Genomic DNA, 21047 nt, shown 5'->3' with positions numbered 1-21047 from the left:
GCGAAAGGAAAAAGGATGAATGACAGCAAACCCTGGTACCTGTCCCGCACGATCTGGGCGTCGATGGTGACAATTGCAGCGACGGCGGCAACCATGCTGGGCTATCCGCTGGGCGATATTGACAGTTCCGCCGTATCCGACGGGCTTCTGCAGGCCGTTACCGCAATTTCCGGCCTGGTCGCCATCTTCGGCAGGATCCAGGCCCGTAGCCGTATACGGTGACACAACGAAGCAGCGGCGCAGCGGGCGGTTGCGCCGCTGCTTCGAAAGGGCAGGATCGGGGTAAAATGACATGCTGTTCATTTCCTATTCAGCCTCGATGGGGTACATCGGATACATGTTCTGGCATCGCGCACATAAACCCGGCTTCCTCGCGGCTCTGGCTCTTCTGCCGGTGCTGCTCTGGCCCACGGCATCGCCAGCCCAGGCGGGCGTCGATTGCTACTCGGTCGGTTCACGGGTCGCCTCCCAAAACGGTGGTAGCTTGTTCAGGCAACTGCGGAGACACAGGGAGGACAGACCGTCTGCAGGGTGGTGGTGGTCATTCCGGGGGGCAACGGGGAACGTCCGAAGCGGGCCGAATTCGTTGTACCCGCAAATTAGAGCGTTTTCGCTTATCCTGGAATTGCTCTAGTGTCGCGCAGCGGCGGCGACAAAACCAAATTTTGAAACGAACCAGGTCGAGGGGTTAATGCGCATTCTCGTTGTCGAAGACGACAAGGATCTGAACCGGCAGATATGCCAGGCGCTGACCGACGCCGGTTACGTTGTGGACAGGGCATTTGACGGCGAGGAAGGACATTTTCTCGGCGACACCGAGCCTTATGACGCCGTGGTCCTCGATATCGGCTTGCCGCAGATGGATGGCATCAGCGTGCTGGAACGCTGGCGCCAGGACGACCGCAAAATGCCCGTTCTGATCCTCACCGCACGTGATCGCTGGAGCGACAAGGTGGCCGGCATCGATGCGGGAGCCGACGATTACGTGACCAAGCCGTTTCATATCGAGGAAGTGCTCGCACGGCTGCGCGCGCTCATCCGACGCGCAGCAGGTCACGCCTCGACGGAACTGCGCTGTGGGCCGGTGCGCCTCGACACCAAGGCCTCCAAGGCCGATGTCGACGGAATCCCGCTGAAGCTCACTTCCCACGAATATCGGCTGCTTGCCTATCTGATGCACCATCGGGACACGGTTGTCTCAAGGACGGAGCTGGTCGAACATCTTTACGATCAGGATTTCGACAGGGATTCCAATACAATCGAGGTTTTTGTCGGTCGGCTGCGCAAGAAGCTCGGAGATGTGGACCTGATCGAAACCGTGCGCGGTATGGGATATCGATTGCGCGAACCGGAGGCCGGTTAGGCCCCGGTGATGACTGATCCGAAGACGCAGTCCTGGCTCAGGCGCATCGTATCCCGCTCGCTTGCGGTGCGCGTCATCGCGTTTTCATCTTTTTGGGCAGTCATCGCGCTGGTTGTCATCGCAACGATCATCTCGGCCTTGTTTCGACAGGTGTCCGAACGTGGTTTTGACAGTGTTCTTTCCGCCTATCTCAACAATGTAATCGGCTCGGTGGGCATCGCTGAAGACGGTGACCTGCAGGGCAGTCCCAATCTCGACGATCTGCGTTTTCTGCAGCCCCAATCGGCTGGTACTGGGCAGTAGAACCGGTGACCAGCGATCTGGGTGGGGCACTGCGCTCGCCCTCAATGGCGACGCCGATCCCTTCACCGGATAGCGGTGAGGTGCCGTTTAATACGGGGTTCCAGCGCAGCTACATGACGGTGGGACCCGGCGGCGATACGATCGAGGTGGTCGAGGCCGAACTCGTTGTGGGAGATCAGGGGCAGGTGGCCCGCTTTCGTGTCATGGGCAATCGAAGCGAGCTGGAGGAGGAGGTCAGTCAGTTTGTCCGCAAGCTCTATGGCTACCTCGCCATATTCGGTCTTGGCATGATCGCGATCAACGTCTTCGCCATCCTTTACGGTCTGCGCCCGCTCAATCGCGTGCAACAGGCCCTCTCGGATATTCGAGCGGGTTCTGCGCAGCGTCTGGAGGGGCCGTTTCCGACGGAGATCGAATCGCTCGCTGATGAAACAAATGCGCTGATCGACAACAACCGCCGCATCGTTGAACGCTCACGCAAGCAGGTGGGCAATCTGGCGCATTCTCTCAAGACGCCCCTGGCGGTGCTTATGAACGAAGGGCATGCCGTTGGCGGCGAACGCGGGAAGCTGATCACCGCACAGGCGACCGCGCTGCAACAGCAGCTTGATCATTATCTGCAGCGAGCGCGGGCCGCCGCACAGCGCGACAGTCTTGTTTTTCGCACGCCGGTCAAGGCATCGCTGGAGCGAATGGCGCGCGTGATGGGCAAACTAAATCCTTCCATCGACCTTCAGGTGCAATTTGCGGATGAACCTCTGATCTTTGCGGGAGAGCGGGAAGACCTGGAGGAAATCAGCGGCAATCTCATGGAAAATGCCATGAAGTGGGCCCGAAGCCGGGTTTCTCTTTCCGTTGAGGAAGGAGAAATGCAGGGCGATGGGCATGGCGTTCTGATTCTCATCGAAGATGACGGCCCGGGCATTCCGGAGGAAAAGGCGCGCGATGCGTTGAAGCGTGGACGGCGGCTCGATGAAACAAAGCCGGGAACGGGGCTTGGGCTTGCGATTGTCGCAGACCTGGTGGAAGAGTATGGTGGTTCTCTCGCTTTGGAACGATCCTCGCTTGGCGGGCTCAAGGCTGTTGTTTCCTTGCCGCGCGCAGAAACCCAAGGTGCCAGCTGACGAGAACTGCCTAAATTGGGCCAAATCGACGCCTTAAATGCCTTGCAACGATAAGTGTGTCTCAGGGGACCATCGGGATCAATGAAAGTCGCAGCAGTTTTTGCAATAGCCTTCTCCGCGGTTTTGTCGGGCTGCCTGAGCCGCGACATGTCGGGTTCGCAGCTTGAGCCAAATCAGTTCGCGGCATCCCAGGCGGCGGCTGACAGCTCCGCCATTCTTGGTATGGAGGGTGGTGGCCTGATCGGTGGTGAATTCGGTGAGGCACTGTCACGCCGGCAAAAGCGCCTTGCGATAGAGGCTGAATACAAGGCGCTGGAGAACACACCGGCCGGACAGGATGTTTCCTGGCAGGACACTGGCTCGAGCCGGGCCGGGACGGTGCGCGCGGCACAGCCTTACCGCGTTGGTTCCCAGGATTGTAGGCAATACACCCATACCATCCAGATCAACGGCACACCGCGCGAAGCGCGCGGGACCGCATGCCGAAATGAGGATGGAAGCTGGATGCTGCTCGGTTAGAGCAATCCCCGGAGAAGTTGGCGCCGGTTCTCCATCCGGAACTGCGTGAGAACAATATGATTGAGCGCTTCTGCGCTCTATTGAAAAGTGGAAGCGCTCCGGGAGCAGCCCTGCTGCCATGGCGGCAACCCCCGCGGCGGGACGGGTTTGCCAAATGGCCGCAGGTGCGCCGAGTTGGCAGCGTCTTCCCCGACCGCTATTTAGAGCCCATGTTGTTCTGGATACTCGCAGCTTTTCTGACCTTCGTCGCAGCCTTTGCAGTGCTGCGGCCTTTCGCCATGCGCAGCACGATGTCCGAGGACGCGCGCGCTCACGATATCGAGGTCTATCGTGACCAACTCGAGGAAGTTGAGCGGGACGCCGAACGCGGGCTGATCGGGCAGCAGGAAGCCGAGCAGGCGCGAGCCGAGATCGGACGCCGCATTCTGAGGATTTCAGAAGCGGTTGGCGGCCAGAAGGAACATCTGGCAAGCCAGCGCGTGACACGCCTGACGGCAGCGATCGCCGTGCTCGCCGTGCCACTGGTGAGCTGGGGGCTCTATGTGTTCACCGGGTCGCCGGAAATGCCCGCGCAGCCCCTGCATGCGCGGATGGCCGAGGAGCCCGCCGAAGCGCCGATTGATGAGCTGGTTGCACGGGCCGAGACACATCTGGCAGACAATCCCGACGATGTGCGCGGCTGGCAGGTGCTGGCGCCGGTTTACATGCGTCTGGGGCGTTTTGGCGATGCACAGACAGCATTGCGCAACATCATGCGCCTGTCGGGCGATACGGCGGATATGAAAGCGGCATTGGGCGAGGCGATCGTCGGTAGTGCACAGGGCATGGTCACGGCTGAGGCCGAGACGGTCTTTCAGGAAGTGCTTGTTCTTGATCCCAGGGAGCCGAAGGCACGCTTCTTCCTGGGGCTGGCGCGTGCACAGGACGGCGCGACTGACGACGCCCGGTCGCTCTGGCGTGAAATGCTCGACGATCTGCCGGAGGTTTCGCCGTGGCGCTCGGCGGTTGAGCAGGCTATGGCGCGTTCGGGTGGTGCCGCCGAATCCGGCGCGGGGCCCAGTGAAGACGAAGTTGCGGCCGCTTCGGACCTCTCCGGGGCTGACCGGCAGCAGATGATCGAAGGCATGGTCGCTGGACTGGACGAGAAGCTGCGTGAAAATCCGACCGATCTGGATGGATGGCGGCGTCTCATTCGTTCATACATGGTGCTGCAGCGTCCGGAGGCCGCGAAAGAAGCCTTAGAGCGGGCCGTGGCGGCATTCGGCCCGGAGGCTCCCGAAAGCGGCGATCTCAAGGGATTTGCGGCCGATCTCGGCGTCGTTATCGAATAGGTTTGATGTGACACGGAAGCAGAAAAGACTGGTGATCATCGCAGGCGCGATCGGCTTTCTCGGTGCCGCCACCGGGTTGACCCTCTATGCTCTGGGGGAACAGACCTCTTATTTCTACATGCCCGGTGACCTGGCGGAAAAGCCGGTTGCTGCGGGCCAGCGCATCCGCCTTGGTGGCCTCGTGGAAAAGGGGTCCATCGAGCGCTCCGACGATACCCATGTCCGCTTTGCGGTGACCGATGGAAGCGACACGGTGACGGTGCGCTACAACGGCATCCTTCCCGATCTCTTCCGGGAGGAGCAGGGGGTGGTCACCGAGGGTGTGTTTGACGAGAGCCAGACCTTTGTCGCCGATACGGTGCTCGCCAAGCATGACGAAAACTACATGCCACGTGAAGTGGCCGACAGCCTCAAGGAAAAGGGTGTCTGGCAGGAAAACTGACGCTGGTTGAGAGTCCGTCGGGACGAGGCCATAAACGGCTTGATTGGAGCGCATGAAAGAATGAGCATCGAACTCGGTCACTTCGCCCTTGTCCTGGCTTTTGCGCTGGCGCTGGTTCAGATGACGGTGCCGATCGTTGGAGCGCAACTCAAAAACGACACGCTGATGCGCGTGGGCGAACCGGCCGCTCTGACCAACTTCATGCTGGTGGCGCTGTCCTTCATGGCGTTGACCTCGGCCTATATCCAGTCGGATTTCTCCGTCTTGAACGTCTGGGAGAATTCGCATTCGGCCAAGCCGCTTCTCTACAAGATCACCGGCACATGGGGGAACCACGAGGGCTCAATGCTCCTGTGGGTGCTGATCCTTGTCTTCTTCGGTGCACTGGTTGCGGTTTTCGGGCGCAACCTGCCCCTGTCGCTGCGTGCCAATGTGCTGGGGGTGCAGGGGGCGATCAGCTGTGCGTTCATCATATTCATTCTGGCAACATCCAATCCGTTTGCGCGCCTCGACCCGGCGCCGATGGAAGGGCGTGATCTGAACCCCATTCTCCAGGACATCGGGCTTGCCGTTCACCCGCCTCTTCTTTATCTCGGCTATGTCGGGTTTTCCGTTGCCTTTTCCTTTGCCATTGCGGCCCTGATCGAGGGGCGGCTGGATGCGGCCTGGGCGCGCTGGGTGCGGCCCTGGACGCTGGCGGCCTGGATGTTTCTGACAGGAGGCATCGCAATGGGCTCTTACTGGGCCTATTACGAGCTTGGCTGGGGCGGGTTCTGGTTCTGGGACCCGGTCGAGAATGCTTCCCTGCTGCCGTGGCTGGGAGGAACGGCGCTGTTGCACTCGGCGCTGGTGATGGAAAAGCGCTCGGCGCTGAAAATCTGGACCGTCCTGCTCGCAATCCTGACATTTTCGCTGTCGCTGCTCGGAACGTTCCTGGTTCGCTCCGGTGTCCTGACGTCCGTCCATGCCTTCGCTACGGATCCGGCACGCGGTGTCTTTATCCTGTGCATTCTGATCCTGTTCATCGGGGGGTCGCTGGCGCTCTTTGCGTGGAGGGCGGCAACCCTGACGCCGGGCGGCCTTTTTCAGCCGGTTTCGCGCGAGGGTGCGCTTGTCCTCAACAACCTCATCCTGACGACGGCGACCGCCACCGTGCTGATCGGCACGCTTTATCCGCTTCTGGTTGAAGCCGTGACGGGCGACAAGATTTCGGTCGGCCCGCCCTTCTTCAATCTCACCTTCGGCCCGCTCATTCTTCCCTTGCTGCTGATTGTGCCTTTCGGGCCCTTGCTTGCCTGGAAACGCGGTGATTTATGGGCCGTTTCGCAACGCCTGTTCTGGGCTTTTGGCAGCGCACTGGCGATTGCGCTTCTCGTCGTCCTGATGATTGACCGCGCCTCCGTTCTGGCGGCACTCGGCATCGGGCTGGGCGTCTGGCTGGTGCTCGGCGCGCTGACCGACCTTGTGGTCAAATCCGGCTTGGCAAGGCAGCGCCGTCCGTGGCGTTCAGCCGTTTCAGGGGGTTGCCGCGCTCGGTGTTCGGGACGGCGCTGGCCCACGCCGGCATCGGGCTCACGACAATCGGGATCATCTCCGTAACCACGCTGGAAACCGAGCAGATCGCGGCAATGCAGCCGGGCGAAACGGTGGAGATGCAGGGATACAATCTACGGTTCGACAGCCTGCGCCCCTTCACCGGACCGAACTACACGGAAGATCAGGCAACGTTCATCCTGAACCGTGTGACCGGGAAACCGCTTGGCGAGGTGGTGTCTTCCAAGCGTCTCTACACCGCGCGTCAGATGCCCACCACCGAAGCTGGCATTCGCACACTTGGCCTGAGCCAGCTCTACGTTTCCCTCGGCGACCAGACCCCGAACGGCAAGATCGTGGTGCGAATCTGGTGGAAGCCGATGGTCACGCTGATCTGGCTGGGTGCGCTGGTCATGATGATTGGTGGGACGGTGTCGCTGCTTGACCGCCGGCTGCGGATTGGAGCGCCGATGCCACGCAGAAAACCGGCTGCAGAGGGCAGGGCGGCATGAGGCGGTTGATTTCCGGCGCGTTCTTCGCAATCTGCGGGCTTGTGTTTCTGGCGCTTCAGCCGCATTTGCCGTGCAGCCCGACGAGGTGCTGGATGATCCGGCGCTGGAGGCGCGCGCGCGCGACCTTTCTGCCGAGTTGCGGTGTATGGTCTGCCAGAACCAGTCGATCGACGATTCCGATGCGGAGCTGGCACGTGACCTCCGGGTCTTGGTGCGCGACCGCCTGGAGGCGGGCGACAGCGACGAAGAGGTCATCGCCTATGTGGTCGATCGCTACGGCGAGTTCGTTCTCCTGAAACCGCGCTTCAGCTATCGCAACGCGCTTCTCTGGGGCGCTCCTGTCATACTCTTGCTGTTCGGAGGGGCATTGATTGTCGCAAACGCACGGCGCAGGAAGACCGGAGAGGCTATCTCTGGCCTGAGCGCTGAAGAGCAAAAGCGCCTTGACCAGATTTTGAACGACCGTGACTGAAATTTTGCGTCGCAAACCTGTACGAAGGGTCCGCGCCCACCTAGCCTGAAACCGGCCTGCCTGTTGGCGGGTTCGGGCACAAGCGAAAGGGGACCCCATGACGGCGAAAACACAGAAGCTTGCGTTCAAAGGCCACTCCGGCGCTGATCTCGCTGCGCGGCTCGACCTGCCGAACGGGCCGATCCGAGCCTACGCACTGTTTGCGCACTGCTTTACCTGCTCGAAGGATCTGCTTGCTGCGCGGCGTATTGCTGCCGAACTGGCGCGGGCCGGCATCGCCGTGTTGCGCTTCGACTTTACAGGCCTCGGGTCCAGCGAGGGCGAATTCGCATCGACCAATTTCTCCACCAATCTCGAAGATCTGCTCAGTGCGGCAACCTTTCTTGAAAAGCATTATGAGGCGCCCTCCGTTCTGGTCGGGCATTCTCTGGGCGGTGCGGCGGTTCTTGCCATTGCCGGGCGCTTGCCCTCCGTAAAGGCGGTCGCAACCATTGGAGCGCCTGCCGATACGGCGCATGTGCTGAAGAATCTGGGCGCTTCGCTTGAGAGTATCCAGCAGGAAGGCGAAGCGGATGTTTCGCTCGGCGGTCGGCAGTTTCGCGTGCAGAGACAGTTTGTCGAGGATGTCCGGTCGCACAGTCTTCTGGATGCCGTCGCCGGCATGCGCAAGCCGCTGCTCGTTTTGCATGCGCCGCTCGACGAGATTGTCGGCATCGACAACGCCACGCAGATATTTCTGGCGGCAAAACATCCCAAGAGCTTCATATCGCTGGACCAGGGCGATCATCTTTTGACAACCCCCGAGGACGCCTCCTTTGCCGCAAGTGCGATGTGTGGCTGGCTCTCGCGCTATCTTCCCGGCGACGAACCGCAGGGCACGGTGCCGGTCGAGCATGTGCGCGTGATGGAGACGGGACAGGGCAAATTCCAGAATGCGGTACAGGCCGGCCGGCATCGTCTGTTCGCCGATGAGCCGGAGAGTTTCGGCGGGCTCGACACTGGGCCGTCACCCTATGACTTTCTGTCTATAGCCCTCGGCGCCTGCACCACGATGACGCTGCGGCTCTATGCAGATCGCAAGAAGCTGGATCTCGGGCGCATCAGCGTCGACGTCTCGCACGACAAGGTCCACGCCAGGGATTGCGAGGACTGCTCCGAGGCGGCGAAGGCACAGGGGCGTATCGACCGATTTGAGCGCGTCATCGAAGTGGAGAAACCCGTATCCTCCGAGCTGCGGGACAAACTGATCGAAATTGCCGGCAAGTGCCCGGTCCACAGAACGCTTGAGAGCGTCGCGCATGTTCATACAGGTGTTCGCGGGGAGGAAAGCGGAGCGGAGTGACCCGAAGCGGGCCCGAACATTACGAAAATTTCATCGGCTGGAAATGGCGTTGTAATGTAGGCACCGCTACTTCATCACCCTAAGACGCGTTTGCGCGCCGAAATGAGATTTTCCAAGAGGATAGGTTACCATGCACCAGGACGCGGATAACAAGGCACCGGAGAAGGGTATCATCACAAAGAAGCGCGGGCGCCTGATGGCGACAATCGCTTCCGTCGCCATTGCCGGGGCGATTGGCCTGGGTGCCGTTACCAGCGGAACGGCGCCGGTCATGGCTGAAGCCGTCCGGCTCGACCAGCCGGTTCAGGCTCCGAGCTTCGCCGATATCGTCGAGAAGGTTTCTCCTGCGGTGGTCAGCGTGCGCGTCAAAGCCGATGTCAAAATGACATCGAATCCTGGCGGCTCGGGTTTCTTCGACATGCCGGGCTTTGAAGAACTGCCGGACGGGCACCCCCTCAAGCGCTTCTTCCGCGAGTTCCGCGGCGATCGCGGATTTGAGCAGGATCGCCGGTCCGAGCGTCGTCGTCCCCGCCCGGTTTCTCAGGGGTCCGGCTTCTTCATTTCCGAAGACGGTTATCTCGTCACCAACAACCATGTGGTCGATGGCGGCAGCAACTTCACCGTCGTCATGGATGACGGTACCGAGATCGACGCAAAGCTGGTCGGCACCGACCCGCGCACGGACCTTGCCGTGCTGAAGGTCGATGAGGAACGCAAGTTCACCTATGTCGATTTTGCAGACGACGAGAAGGTGCGTGTCGGTGACTGGGTGGTTGCCGTCGGCAATCCGTTCGGTCTCGGCGGCACGGTGACGGCAGGCATCGTCTCCGCCCGTGGCCGCGATATCGGCGCCGGACCGTATGACGATTTCATCCAGATCGATGCGGCCGTGAACCGCGGAAACTCCGGTGGCCCGGCCTTCAACCTTACCGGTGAGGTCGTTGGCATCAATACGGCGATCTTCTCGCCCTCCGGCGGCAATGTCGGCATCGCCTTCGCGATTCCAGCCTCGGTCGCCAAAGAGGTTGTCGGGGATCTGATCAAGGACGGTACGGTTGAACGCGGCTGGCTTGGCGTCCAGATTCAGCCGGTGTCCAAAGACATCGCCGAATCCGTTGGCCTGGATGAGGAGAAAGGCGCGCTGGTCGCCGATGCGCAGGAAGGCGAACCGGCCGCCAAGGCCGGCATCCGCTCCGGCGACATCATCATCGCCGTTGAGGACAAGCCAGTCGCTTCGCCGAAGGAACTGGCCCGCCTGATCGCGGGCTTCGCGCCGGGCAATGAGGTCGACGTCACACTCTGGCGCAATGGCGAGACGGAAAACGTCACGGTGACGCTTTCCGAAATGCCGGGCGTGGAGACGATGGCATCGGCGCGAGGCGGTTCGCAGTCGAGCACGATGGATGCCCAGTTCGGCCTGAAGGTGACGCCGGCAGAAGACGGCGATGGTCTGGTGGTGACGGATGTGGAGCCCGGGAGCCCGGCAGATGACCGCGGAATCCGCCCTGGTGACATTATCCGCACCGTCAACTCGCAGGCGGTGAAGTCGGGCAAGGATGTCGAGGAAGCCGTCTCGGCTGCCGTGAAAGCCGGTCGCAAGGCCGTGCTCGTGCAGATCGAGCGCGACGATGCCAGCCGCTTTGTCGCCCTGCCGACCGGGGAAGGCTGATCTCTCGGGCAGGTTTCGAACTCCCCCGCTGTCGCTGTGGGGGAGTTCGGTTGTCATCCAGACCTTTCAGGAAGACGTCTCATCTGTGAACGGGTTATAACGACCGTATGAAGATTCTTGTCATCGAGGACGACCGGGAAGCGGCGGACTATCTCAGGAACGCCTTTGCCGAGGCAGGCCACACAGCGGACATCGCGCGCGACGGCGACAGCGGCTTTTCCATGGCCGAGACCGGCAGCTACGACGTCTTCGTCATCGATCGCATGCTGCCGCGCCGCGACGGTCTTTCCATCATTGCCGAGCTGCGTGACGGCGGTAACGACACGCCTGCGCTCATCCTCTCGGCGCTCGGAGAGGTGGATGACCGGGTGACCGGCCTGCGTGCCGGTGGCGACGACTATCTGACCAAGCCATACGCCTTCTCCGAACTGCTCGCCCGCATCGAGGTTCTGCGCCGGCGGGCGGGCACCAAGGATGTCGAAACCGTCTACAATGTCGGCGATCTGGAGCTGGACCGCCTGTCGCACACGGTGCGACGCGCGGGGCAGGAAATTGTTCTCCAGCCACGCGAGTTCCGGCTACTCGAATACATGATGCGCCATGCCGGGCAGGTGGTGACCCGGACCATGCTCCTCGAGAATGTCTGGGACTATCATTTCGACCCGCAGACCAATGTCATCGACGTGCACATCTCGCGTCTGCGCGGCAAGATCGAAAAGGGCTTTGAGAAGCCGCTGCTTCACACGGTGCGTGGCGCCGGCTACATGCTGAAGGACTGATGGCGCGGCTCCTTTCGATCCTCAACACGACGGCAGCGCGCCTTTCTGCGCTCTATCTCATCCTTTTCGCCGTCTGTGCCACATTCCTCGTCATTTACATGACATCTCTGTCGGCCCGCATGCTGGTCGGGCAGACACATGAGGCCATCAACGAGGAGGTGCGCGGCCTCGACCGCGCCTATCGCCGTGGCGGCCTGCCGTTTCTCGTGCGGGTGATCGAATCGCGCGCGCGTCAGCCCGGCGCCAATCTCTATCTTCTGGCCGATGCCAACGGCCGCATCCTTTCCGGCAATGTGGAAAGCCTGCAGCCAGGTGTGCTCGACGTGATGGGCTGGACCGAACGGCCTTTCACCTATAGCCGTTTTGGCGAGGGCGAGGCGCGCCTGGACCCAAGAGCGCGTGAGGCGGAACACAAGGCGATGGCCGTGGTCTTTCGTCTGCCCAACCAGATCATCGTCATGGTCGGGCGCGATCTCGGCGAACCGGAAAAATTCCGCAATGTGATGCAGCGCGCCCTTGTGGTCACGCTCGCCATCATGTGTGCGGGCGCCCTGCTGATCTGGTATTTTGTCGGCCGCCGCGCGTTGAAGCGCATCGACCGCGTCTCCGAGGCAAGCCGCAGCATCATGGGCGGCGATCTCAACCGCCGGCTGCCCGTTTCGGGAGCGGGTGACGAGTTCGATCGGCTTTCCGACAATCTGAACAAGATGCTCGATCGTATCGCGGCCCTGAATGAAGGGTTGCGGGAGGTTTCCGACAACATCGCCCATGATCTAAAGACGCCGTTGACGCGCCTGCGCAACAGGGCAGAGGCCGCGCTCGCCGGAAAGCAGAAAACGGCGGACTACCGCGCTGCTCTGGAGCGCACCATCGCCGAATCCGACCAGCTCATACGCACGTTCAACGCCATTTTGATGATTTCGCGGCTCGAGGCGGGTTACTCTGCGGAAGCCACGTCGACAATCGACCTGCGCGCCATTCTGGCCGATGTGGTGGAGCTCTACGAGCCGCTCGCCGAGGAGCAGGGCGTGGCGCTTGAGGCCGAGATTGACGGTGCCGTCACACTGCAGGGCAACCGCGAACTGATCGGACAGGCGCTATCGAACATCGTTGACAACGCGATCAAATACTCCGCGGGTTCTGGCGAGACGCCGGCGGTGCAGGTCTCCCTGGAAACCGCAGCCTCTGAAATTCGGCTGACGGTGCGCGACAATGGTCCCGGTGTCCCCGACGCGGACCGTCGCCGCGTGACGGAACGTTTCGTGCGCCTTGAGGAAAGCCGTACCCAGCCGGGGTCCGGTCTGGGGCTCAGTCTTGCCAAGGCTGTCATGACATTCCATGGTGGACGTCTCGAATTCGCCGACAACGAGCCCGGTCTCGCCGTGACAATGGTGTTTCCCGCTGAAGCGCCGAAACGGAAAGTCGAAACGGTTTTCAGGAAACGTGAAGCCTCCGACTGAGAGGGATTGGGCGAGCGAAAATGCTTGACCGGAGAGGGGGCCTTGATGGGGCGTGATGCGGTTGCTGATGGAAGCCTCTGGTTTGGGGCGCCGGTTCTTGTCCTGAAGCCGGTGGATGACGACGAGGCCGCGGAAGCGCTTGAGATGGTCCGTGAAGCAGCCGAGGATGCTCAATGCGCGCGCCTGTGCGACCTCCTCGGGAGCAACACCGGTTTAACGGGTTTCCTCTCGGGGGTGTTCGAGCTTTCGCCATTCCTGCGCGATTGCGCGCGCCGCAACCCGCACGCTCTCGAAGCCCTGTTCGACGCGCCGGCTGACGAACGGCTCAAAATGCTGTTCGAGCACATTGATACGAGTGCCTTTGCCGAGGAACAGACCGAAAGCGGTCAGATGAAGGCGCTGCGCGACCTGAAGGCGGAGGCGCATTTCCTGATTGCGCTCTGCCGGCTTGCCGATGTTGCGGACACGGCCACAACCACCGAGCGGCTGAGCCTTCTTGCAGACAAATGCATTCGCGCCGCCGTCAATTTTCTGCTTCTCGATGCGGACCGGGCGGGGAAACTGAAACTCCCCGATCAAGCGAGACCGGCAGAAGGCAGCGGCTGGATCCTGCTTGGCATGGGCAAGCTCGGTGCCAATGAGCTGAACTTCTCTTCCGATATCGACCTGATCGTGCTGGTCGATCCGCACGCGCCGGCCATCATCGATGCCTATGAGGCCATCGATCTCTTTGTCCGCCTGACACGCAGGCTCGTTCGAATCCTTCAGGACCGGACAGAGCATGGCTATGTCTTTCGCACGGACCTGCGGCTGCGTCCCGATCCGGGCTCCACCCCGCTGGCAATACCCGTCGAGGCGGCGCTTCACTATTACGAAAGCCGCGGCCAGAACTGGGAACGGGCGGCGATGATCAAGGCCCGCCCGATTGCCGGCGACCTTGTGGCCGGCGAAAGCTTCCTGAAAGAACTGCAGCCCTATGTGTGGCGCAAATATCTGGATTATGCGGCCATCGCCGATGTCCATTCCATCAAGCGCCAGATCCATGCGCACAAGGGACATGGGGCTGTGGCGGTGCGCGGCCACAACGTCAAGCTCGGGCGCGGCGGCATCCGCGAGATCGAGTTCTTCGTCCAGACCCAGCAATTGATCGCCGGCGGCCGTTTCCCGGAACTGCGCGGCCGGCGCACCGTCATTATGTTGAAGGAACTCGCTCGTTGCGGCTGGATCGACGAAGAGGCGCGGGAAGCGCTGACGCGTCAGTACTGGTTCCTGCGGGATGTCGAGCACGCCCTGCAGATGGTGGCTGACGAGCAGACCCACACGCTTCCCGAAGAGGACGATGAACTGGAGCGCATCGCGCATCTGCTCGCCTTCGACGATGCAGAAGCGTTTTCAGAAGCCTTCCGCGAAAGCCTGCGCCTGGTCGAACAGCACTATGCTGATCTCTTCGAGACCGCACCGCAGCTTTCGCGCGGTGTCGGCAATCTGGTCTTTACGGGCGATGTGGACGATCCGGGCACGCTGGAAACCCTGAGCGAACTCGGTTTCGAGCGGCCAAGCGACATGTGCCGCGTGATCCGCGGCTGGCATTATGGCCGCTACCGCGCGACGCAGTCGGCAGAAGCGCGCGAGCGTTTGACCGAGCTAACACCGGCCCTTCTCGAGGCTTTTGGAAGCACGCGGCGTGCCGATGAGGCGCTGTTGCGCTTCGATGCCTTTCTGGCAGGACTGCCGGCCGGCATTCAGCTTTTCTCGCTATTGCAGTCCAATCCGGCCCTGCTCAACATGCTGGTGAGCATCATGGGCGCAGCGCCACGCCTGGCCGCGATCATCACCAGGCGGCCCCACGTGTTCGACGGACTTCTCGATCCGGCGCTACTCTCCGAGCTCCCCGACCGGGCCTATCTCTCTGAGCGGCTGGAGACCTTTCTGGCTGGCGCGCAGATCTACGAGGAAATACTCGACAGGCTGCGCATTTTTGCGGCCGAGCAGAAGTTTCTGATCGGTATCAGGCTCCTGACCGGGGCCATCGATTCCGCGCGCGCCGGCAAGGCGTTTTCGGACCTGGCCGATCTCACGGTTGAGTCCGCGCTCGAGGCGGTGGTTGAGAACTTCGCCGGGCGCCACGGTCGCATCGCCGGCGGACGCGTCGCCATTCTGGGCATGGGAAAGCTTGGCAGCCGCGAGCTGACGGCGGGTTCAGACATAGATCTGATCCTGCTTTACGATCACGACGAGGATGCCGACTATTCGGACGGGCAGAAAGCGCTGGCGCCTTCGGAATATTACGCGCGCCTGACCCAGAGGCTGATTGCCGCCGTCTCCGCGCCGACCGCAGAGGGCGTGCTCTACGAGCTCGACCTGCGCCTTCGCCCCTCAGGCAACAAGGGGCCGGTCGCCACGCATATCGATGCTTTTGCGCGCTATCAGCGCAACGATGCCTGGACCTGGGAGCACATGGCACTCACGCGTGCGCGCGCCTTCGCCGGTGACAGGGCGCTGATCGAGCGTGTCGAAAAGGAGGTGCACGACATCCTCGCCCTGCCACGGGACACGCAGAAGATCCGCAACGAAGCAGCCGAGATGCGTCGGCTACTGGAAGAGGAGAAGCCTGCCCGCGACGTCTGGGATCTGAAGCTTGTTCCGGGCGGCCTCATCGACCTCGAATTCATTGCCCAGGTGGCCGTGTTGACCAGAAACACCCCGTCCGAACGCGAAGCGACTGCCACCAGTGAGGTTCTGTCCTCTCTTTCAGAGACGTTCTGCGCGCCTCAGGCGCGCCAGGAACTCGTCGATGCGCATCACCTCTATATGACGCTCACGCAGACCACACGACTTTGCCTTGAAGGCGGTTTTGATCCGGACGAGGCGCCGCCCGGCTTCGCCGACCTCATGTTGCGGCAGACCGACCTGCCGGAACTCGGCATTCTGGAAGCGCATGTGGAAGAAACGGCGGGCAGGGTGAGGCGGCTGTTCGAAGAACTGGTTGGTCCGGTCGTTTAACTCAGGCGGCCACGGCCGGCTTCTTGCGCTCTTCCGCAGGCAGGCGCACCGATACGATGGTGCCGACGCCTTCCGTCGAGCGGATTTTCAGAACGCCGCCATGCAGCTCTGCCAGCGAGCGGGAAATGGCAAGGCCAAGGCCGGAGCCCGTGTGGTTCTTGGAAAACTGGTTCTGAACCTGTTCGAAGGGGCGGCCGAGCTTTTTCAGGGCATCCCGCGGGATGCCGCAGCCTGAATCCTCAATGGTGAGCGTGACCGCCGGCCCGACCTTGCGCGCGCGCAGCGATATATGCCCGCCTTCGCCGGTGAACTTTACGGCGTTGGACAGCAGATTGATGACGATCTGCTTGATTGCGCGGCGGTCGGCAAAAACCTGCATCCGCTCTGGGATGTCCATCTTCATGGCGATCGATTTCTCCGCTGCCTGGAGCTCTACCACCCGCACGGTCTCGCGGATCAGTGGGCACAGATCGATTTCCTCGCAATCGACCGAGAACTGGCCGGCTTCGATCTTCGACATGTCGAGAATGTCGTTGATGACGCCGAGCAGGTAGGAACCGCTCGAACAGATGTCGCGCACATATTCCTCGTAGCGCTCAGATCCGAGCGGCCCGAACATGCCCGACTCCATCACTTCCGAGAAACCGATGATCGCGTTGAGCGGCGTGCGCAGCTCGTGCGACATGTTGGCCAGGAATTCGGATTTTGCCCGGTTTGCCGCCTCGGCACGCTCGGTCTCGCGCATGTATTTGCGGTTGAGCTCACTGAGTTCGCGTGTGCGCTCCTGCTCGGCGCGGCGCGCGAGGCTGAGATCGTGAATGGTCGCCATCAATCGGCGCTCGCTGTCGACAAGCTTGCCCTGGTGCTGCTTGAGCTGGGTAATGTCGGTGCCGACGGAGACCGTGCCGCCGTCGCGCGTTTTCAGTTCCGTCACCTGCAGCCAGCGCCCGTCCGCGAGCTGTCGTTCATAGGTGGCGCCATTGCCATTGCCCGAGGGCACAGCCAGTCTGCGTTCTGAGCGGAAGGCCGGTGCCAGCGCTTCGATGTCGCGGCGACGCGCGCCGGAGACGATCACGCTCTGGTCGACGCCCAGATCCTGCTTGTATTTGGTGTTGCACATGACGAGCCGCTCGGCATAGTCCCACAGCACGAAGGACTCGCCGATGCTCTCGATCGCCGTGCGCAGCCGCTGATCGGCCGCTTCCGTCTGCTGCACAAGCGTGCGCTGCTCGGTCACATCCACGGCGATGCCGATCAGGTGCAGCTCAGGCGCGTTCGGGTCTACCACCTGCGCCCGCGCGCGCACCCAGACCCACTGTCCGTCGGCGCGTTTCATACGGAAGACACGATCCACATGATCGATCTCGCGCGCCATGATGCGGTTGGCCAGATCGAACAGATCGCCATCGTCGGGATGGATGATTGCCGCGACCTCACCGAAGGAAAGCATCTCGTCGGTCGTCTCGTAGCCCAGCATCTCGAACATGGAGCGCGACCAGAACATCTTGCCGCGCACCATGTCCCAGTCCCAGAGGCCGCATTTGCCGCGCACCATGGCCATGTCGATGCGCTGGTGTGCTTCCATGTAAATTCGGTCGGCAGCCTGGCGCGCGCGGCCTGGCTGAAATAGGCGTAGAGGATCACCATAAGGATGCCCGCGGTCAGGGCAAACAGCGAAACATTCATCGAAACGGAGCGGCGCCAGTCGGCAAAGAGACTGTCGCGTGAGGTGAGGGCGACGGCAGCGCCCTCCTGACCGGCAACATGGACAAGCGACGCCAGCCACTGCTCACCAGCAATCTCCACATTCATCACTCCGGCGCGCGCGCCGAACAGGAAGAGCGGCTGGCCGCCCGTCAACACGTCTTCGAGCGAGCGACCGATGAGGTTCTGTCCGTTGGGCGAGGTGGCCAGGACGCCAAAATGTTCATCGGTGATGGCGAGCACGCGTTCGTCTTCCGATCCGGCGCGGCGCATCGCTTCTTCGATGAGCATGCGCGCCTTCTGTGCCGGCTCGGTCTCGGTCGTGTCGATTGCCACGCTTGCGGCCAGCGAATCCGCCGCCAGCGCGAGCATGGTCCGTGCGTCGCGTTCGATGTCGTCGCGCCAGGTGAAGAGCGAGAGAAGCCGTGCTGCCGCCAGCACCAGAAGAAAGATGATGATCAGAACCGGAATGGAACGGCGCAGATAGGGCTCTATGGCCAGAAGACGTTCATAGGCCGGAGCTGCAATAATCTTGGCGTTGCCTGCCAGTCCCATGCGCCTTGCGCGTCGGGTTCGTGGCCCGGCAGCCATGCCCGCAATCAGGGGCAAAGCCCAACCCCCTGCCTTCGCCATCCGACGGGCTCCCTCGTTCCTTGTTAAGTTCGGTGATTCGGCTCCGCCTGCTGCCGAATCATCCATAAGGAATCAAAGGTGATTCGCCTTGTCCAGTGGTCTTGGTAAAAAAGATATTAACGCCCGCCCTCAGGCGAGCGTTCGTTCCAGAATGTCGGCAAGGTCGCGCGAGAGGTCTTTCCGCTTGGCCATCTCGGAAAGAAGCTTGCGCGCGTGCTCGCGCCGGCCCTTTTCAAGCGACCGCCAGGAGCGGAACGCGGTGGCAAGACGCGCCGCCACCTGTGGATTGTGACTGTCGAGCGCGGCGACCGTCTCAGCGACGAGACGATAGCCTCGCCATCGGCGCTATGGAACGCCGTCTGGTTCGCCATGGAGAACGTGCCCACGAGCGCCCGCACGCGGTTCGGGTTTGCAAGCGAGAAGTGCGGATGCTCCATCAGGCTGCGAAGCAGGGAAACCGTCGCGGCCGATGGGATCATCGCCTGGATCTGGAACCATTTGTCGAGCACCAGCGGGTTGTCACGGTAACGTTTCTCGAAAGCCGCGAGCGCTGCCCGCCCGACGTCGGTGTCGTGGAAATGCTGCGCCAGAACGGTGAGCGCGCCCGCGCGCTCCGTCATGTTGTCGGCGTCCTCGAACTGCCGGCATGCGGCGTCGGGGCCGGCATCCTCCAGCGCGAGAAATTCAATCAGCGTGTTGCGCAGGGCACGGCGGCCCGCGCTGCGCGCATCCGGAGAAAACGGCGCATTGTCGAGCAGACGCTCGTAAAGCGCGCGGAAAGTCTGGCTTCCCGCCTGCGCAATGGCCATCAGTAGCGCCCCGCGTGCGGTGTGGATCGCATCCGGGTCGATGTCCCGGCCGATTTCGCGTGCCACATCGGCTTCACCCGGAACGCTCAGGATCAGCGCGCGGAAAGCCTCTTCGAGCGTTTCGTCTGCAGCGAGGTCGATGGTCACCGAGATGAGTTCGTCCTCAAACACCGGCTTCTTGCCGCCGCGCACCGCATTGCTCGCGGCAATCAGCGCATCCGTCAGAAGCGTGTTCAGCGCCTGCCAGCGCGAGAAGGGGTCGCTGTCGTGGCGGGCGAGGAAAAGCTGTTCATCGGCCCGGCTTTCAACCGAAAGGGTCACCGGGGCCGAAAAACCCCGGTTGATCGACAGGACGGGACGCGCCTTCACCCCCTTGAACACGATCTGGTGTCTGCGCTTGCGCAGGTGGATCACACCGTTTTCGACGCTCGCCCCTTCCGCGCTCTGGTAGTCGAGGTCTCTCCCGTCAGGCCCGACAAGGCCGAAGGCGAGCGGTATGTGCATCAGGCGTTTGCGGCTTTCGGAGGGCGTGGGCGGCACCGATTGTTCGATCTCCACTGTCAGCGCTTTTTCCTTGCCGTCATAGCGCGATGAAAGCGCCACATTGGGCGTGCCGGCCTGATGGTACCAGAGCGAGAACTGGCTGAGGTCCCGCCCGGAAGCGTCCTCGAAGGCTTTTACAAAATCCTCGATGGTTACGGCCTGCCCGTCATGCCGCTCGAAATAGAGGTCCATGCCGGCCCGAAAGGCGTCCTCGCCCAGAATGGTGCGCAGCATGCGGACAACTTCCGAGCCCTTCTCGTAAACGGTCGCCGTGTAGAAATTGTTGATCTCGCGGTAGCGACGCGGCCGCACCGGATGGGCCAGCGGGCCCTGATCCTCGGGAAACTGATGCGCGCGCAGGCCGCGCACTTCGGCGATGCGCTTGACGGCGCGCGAGCGCTCGTCGGCGGAGAATTCATGGTCGCGGAAAACCGTCAGACCTTCCTTCAGGCAGAGCTGGAACCAATCCCGGCAAGTGATTCTGTTGCCTGTCCAATTGTGGAAATACTCATGCGCGATGATCGCCTCGATATTGGCGAAATCGACATCCGTGGCCGTGTCCTCGTCGGCAAGCACATACTTGTCGTTGAAGACATTGAGCCCCTTGTTCTCCATCGCGCCCATGTTGAAATCCGAGACGGCGACGATGTTGAACACGTCGAGGTCGTATTCCCGCCCGAAACGTTCCTCGTCCCAACGCATCGAGCGCTTCAGCGCGTCCATCGCGTAGGCCGCCCGTTTTTCCTTCCCGTGCTCGACATAGATGCCGAGGTCGACCTCGCGCCCGGAAGCGGTCGTAAAGCGGTCTTTCACCACACCGAGATCGCCGGCCACGAGAGCGAACAGATAGGAGGGTTTTGGGAAGGGGTCGTGCCAGACGGCGAAATGACGCCCGGCGGCGAGATCACCGCTTTCCACCGGATTGCCGTTCGACAGAAGAAGCGGCGCGTCTTTGCGATCTGCTTCCATGCGCACGGTATAGACGGACAGAATGTCTGGCCGGTCGAGGAAATAGGTGATGCGGCGGAAGCCCTCGGCCTCGCACTGGGTGCAGAAAACACCACTGGAAACGTAGAGCCCCATCAGCGTCGTGTTCTTCGATGGCGCGATCCGGGTCACGATGGTCAGCTCGAACCGGCGCGAGGCCGGCAGCCGGCTGATCGTCAGTCGGTCGGGAGAGGCATCATAATCGGCAGGCTCCGCCTCGGTGCCATTGACCGCAAGGGCTTCCAGCACCAGCCCGTCGCCATCCAGAATCAGGGGAGCGTCGGCGGGAGCGCGGGCGATGCGTTCCACCTGAAGCCTGGCCGTTACCAGCGTTTCCTCGGCGTTCAGCTGAAAATCCAGCGCTACCTCCGGAATGAGGTAGTTGCTCGGCTGGTAGTCTTCGAGACGAAAAATCTGGCCGCTTTCTGTACGCATCTCAACTCTTTCTAGGGCCCGGGGCGCAGGCCGGCAATCTGTGGGCTGTCTGGTCCAACAAAATCGAATTGTTGCTCTTTACAC

General features: G+C 61.8%; 11 protein-coding genes and 4 pseudogenes. 13 read left to right on the top strand and 2 right to left on the bottom strand.

Features of this window, described 5'->3' with window-relative positions:
- Positions 1-15: 15 nt before the first annotated feature.
- From JCM21793_RS07415 to JCM21793_RS07355, 13 genes and pseudogenes are all read left to right on the top strand, one after another.
- On the top strand, positions 16-222 hold the full coding sequence (locus JCM21793_RS07415; RefSeq protein WP_007008427.1) for a hypothetical protein: 207 nt from the start codon (positions 16-18) through the stop codon (positions 220-222).
- 469 nt (positions 223-691) lie between these two features.
- A complete protein-coding gene (locus JCM21793_RS07410; RefSeq protein WP_007008429.1) occupies positions 692-1363 on the top strand; it encodes a response regulator transcription factor in 672 nt (223 codons plus the stop codon).
- A 9-nt stretch (positions 1364-1372) separates the two neighbouring features.
- Positions 1373-2790 (top strand): annotated as a pseudogene (locus JCM21793_RS24685) (ATP-binding protein).
- Positions 2791-2871: 81 nt separating this feature from the next.
- Complete coding sequence (locus JCM21793_RS07400) at positions 2872-3309, top strand: RT0821/Lpp0805 family surface protein (protein WP_025029954.1); 438 nt, start codon at positions 2872-2874, stop codon at positions 3307-3309.
- A gap of 209 nt (positions 3310-3518) precedes the next feature.
- Positions 3519-4640 carry a c-type cytochrome biogenesis protein CcmI gene (ccmI, locus tag JCM21793_RS07395; RefSeq protein ID WP_025029953.1) on the top strand — a complete coding sequence of 374 codons (1122 nt, stop codon included), beginning with the start codon at positions 3519-3521 and terminating at the stop codon, positions 4638-4640.
- A gap of 7 nt (positions 4641-4647) precedes the next feature.
- Positions 4648-5082 carry a cytochrome c maturation protein CcmE gene (ccmE, locus tag JCM21793_RS07390; protein ID WP_025029952.1) on the top strand — a complete coding sequence of 145 codons (435 nt, stop codon included), beginning with the start codon at positions 4648-4650 and terminating at the stop codon, positions 5080-5082.
- Between the two features lie 60 nt (positions 5083-5142).
- Positions 5143-7127, top strand: a pseudogene (locus JCM21793_RS24680) (heme lyase CcmF/NrfE family subunit).
- A gap of 31 nt (positions 7128-7158) precedes the next feature.
- Complete coding sequence (locus JCM21793_RS07380) at positions 7159-7599, top strand: cytochrome c-type biogenesis protein (RefSeq protein ID WP_036539852.1); 441 nt, start codon at positions 7159-7161, stop codon at positions 7597-7599.
- 97 nt (positions 7600-7696) lie between these two features.
- Positions 7697-8941: a bifunctional alpha/beta hydrolase/OsmC family protein gene (locus JCM21793_RS07375; protein WP_025029950.1), complete on the top strand. Its 1245-nt coding sequence runs from the start codon at positions 7697-7699 to the stop codon at positions 8939-8941.
- Positions 8942-9071: 130 nt separating this feature from the next.
- Complete coding sequence (locus tag JCM21793_RS07370; protein WP_025029949.1) at positions 9072-10610, top strand: DegQ family serine endoprotease; 1539 nt, start codon at positions 9072-9074, stop codon at positions 10608-10610.
- Between the two features lie 107 nt (positions 10611-10717).
- The gene (locus tag JCM21793_RS07365; protein ID WP_007008437.1) at positions 10718-11389 is read left to right on the top strand and encodes a response regulator transcription factor; all 672 of its coding nucleotides are present in this window, start codon (positions 10718-10720) and stop codon (positions 11387-11389) included.
- On the top strand, positions 11389-12849 hold the full coding sequence (locus tag JCM21793_RS07360; protein ID WP_007008438.1) for a sensor histidine kinase: 1461 nt from the start codon (positions 11389-11391) through the stop codon (positions 12847-12849). The genes JCM21793_RS07365 and JCM21793_RS07360 overlap by 1 nt, the downstream gene beginning before the upstream one ends.
- Before the next feature lie 45 nt (positions 12850-12894).
- Positions 12895-15852, top strand: coding sequence for a bifunctional [glutamine synthetase] adenylyltransferase/[glutamine synthetase]-adenylyl-L-tyrosine phosphorylase (locus JCM21793_RS07355; RefSeq protein WP_025029948.1), 2958 nt, complete (start codon positions 12895-12897; stop codon positions 15850-15852).
- 1 nt (position 15853) lies between these two features.
- On the opposite strand, the pseudogene JCM21793_RS24675 reads toward JCM21793_RS07355, so the two are convergent.
- Positions 15854-18189, bottom strand: a pseudogene (locus JCM21793_RS24675) (PAS domain-containing sensor histidine kinase).
- Positions 18190-18318: 129 nt separating this feature from the next.
- Positions 18319-20963, bottom strand: a pseudogene (gene pepN, locus JCM21793_RS24670) (aminopeptidase N).
- Between the last annotated feature and the right edge of the window lie 84 nt (positions 20964-21047).

The sequence above is a fragment of the Nitratireductor aquibiodomus NL21 = JCM 21793 genome (assembly GCF_000615975.1).
GTDB classification, from domain to species: domain Bacteria; phylum Pseudomonadota; class Alphaproteobacteria; order Rhizobiales; family Rhizobiaceae; genus Nitratireductor; species Nitratireductor aquibiodomus.
Note: the sequence above shows the minus strand (reverse complement) of the source record. Positions and strands in the feature narration are given on the sequence as shown.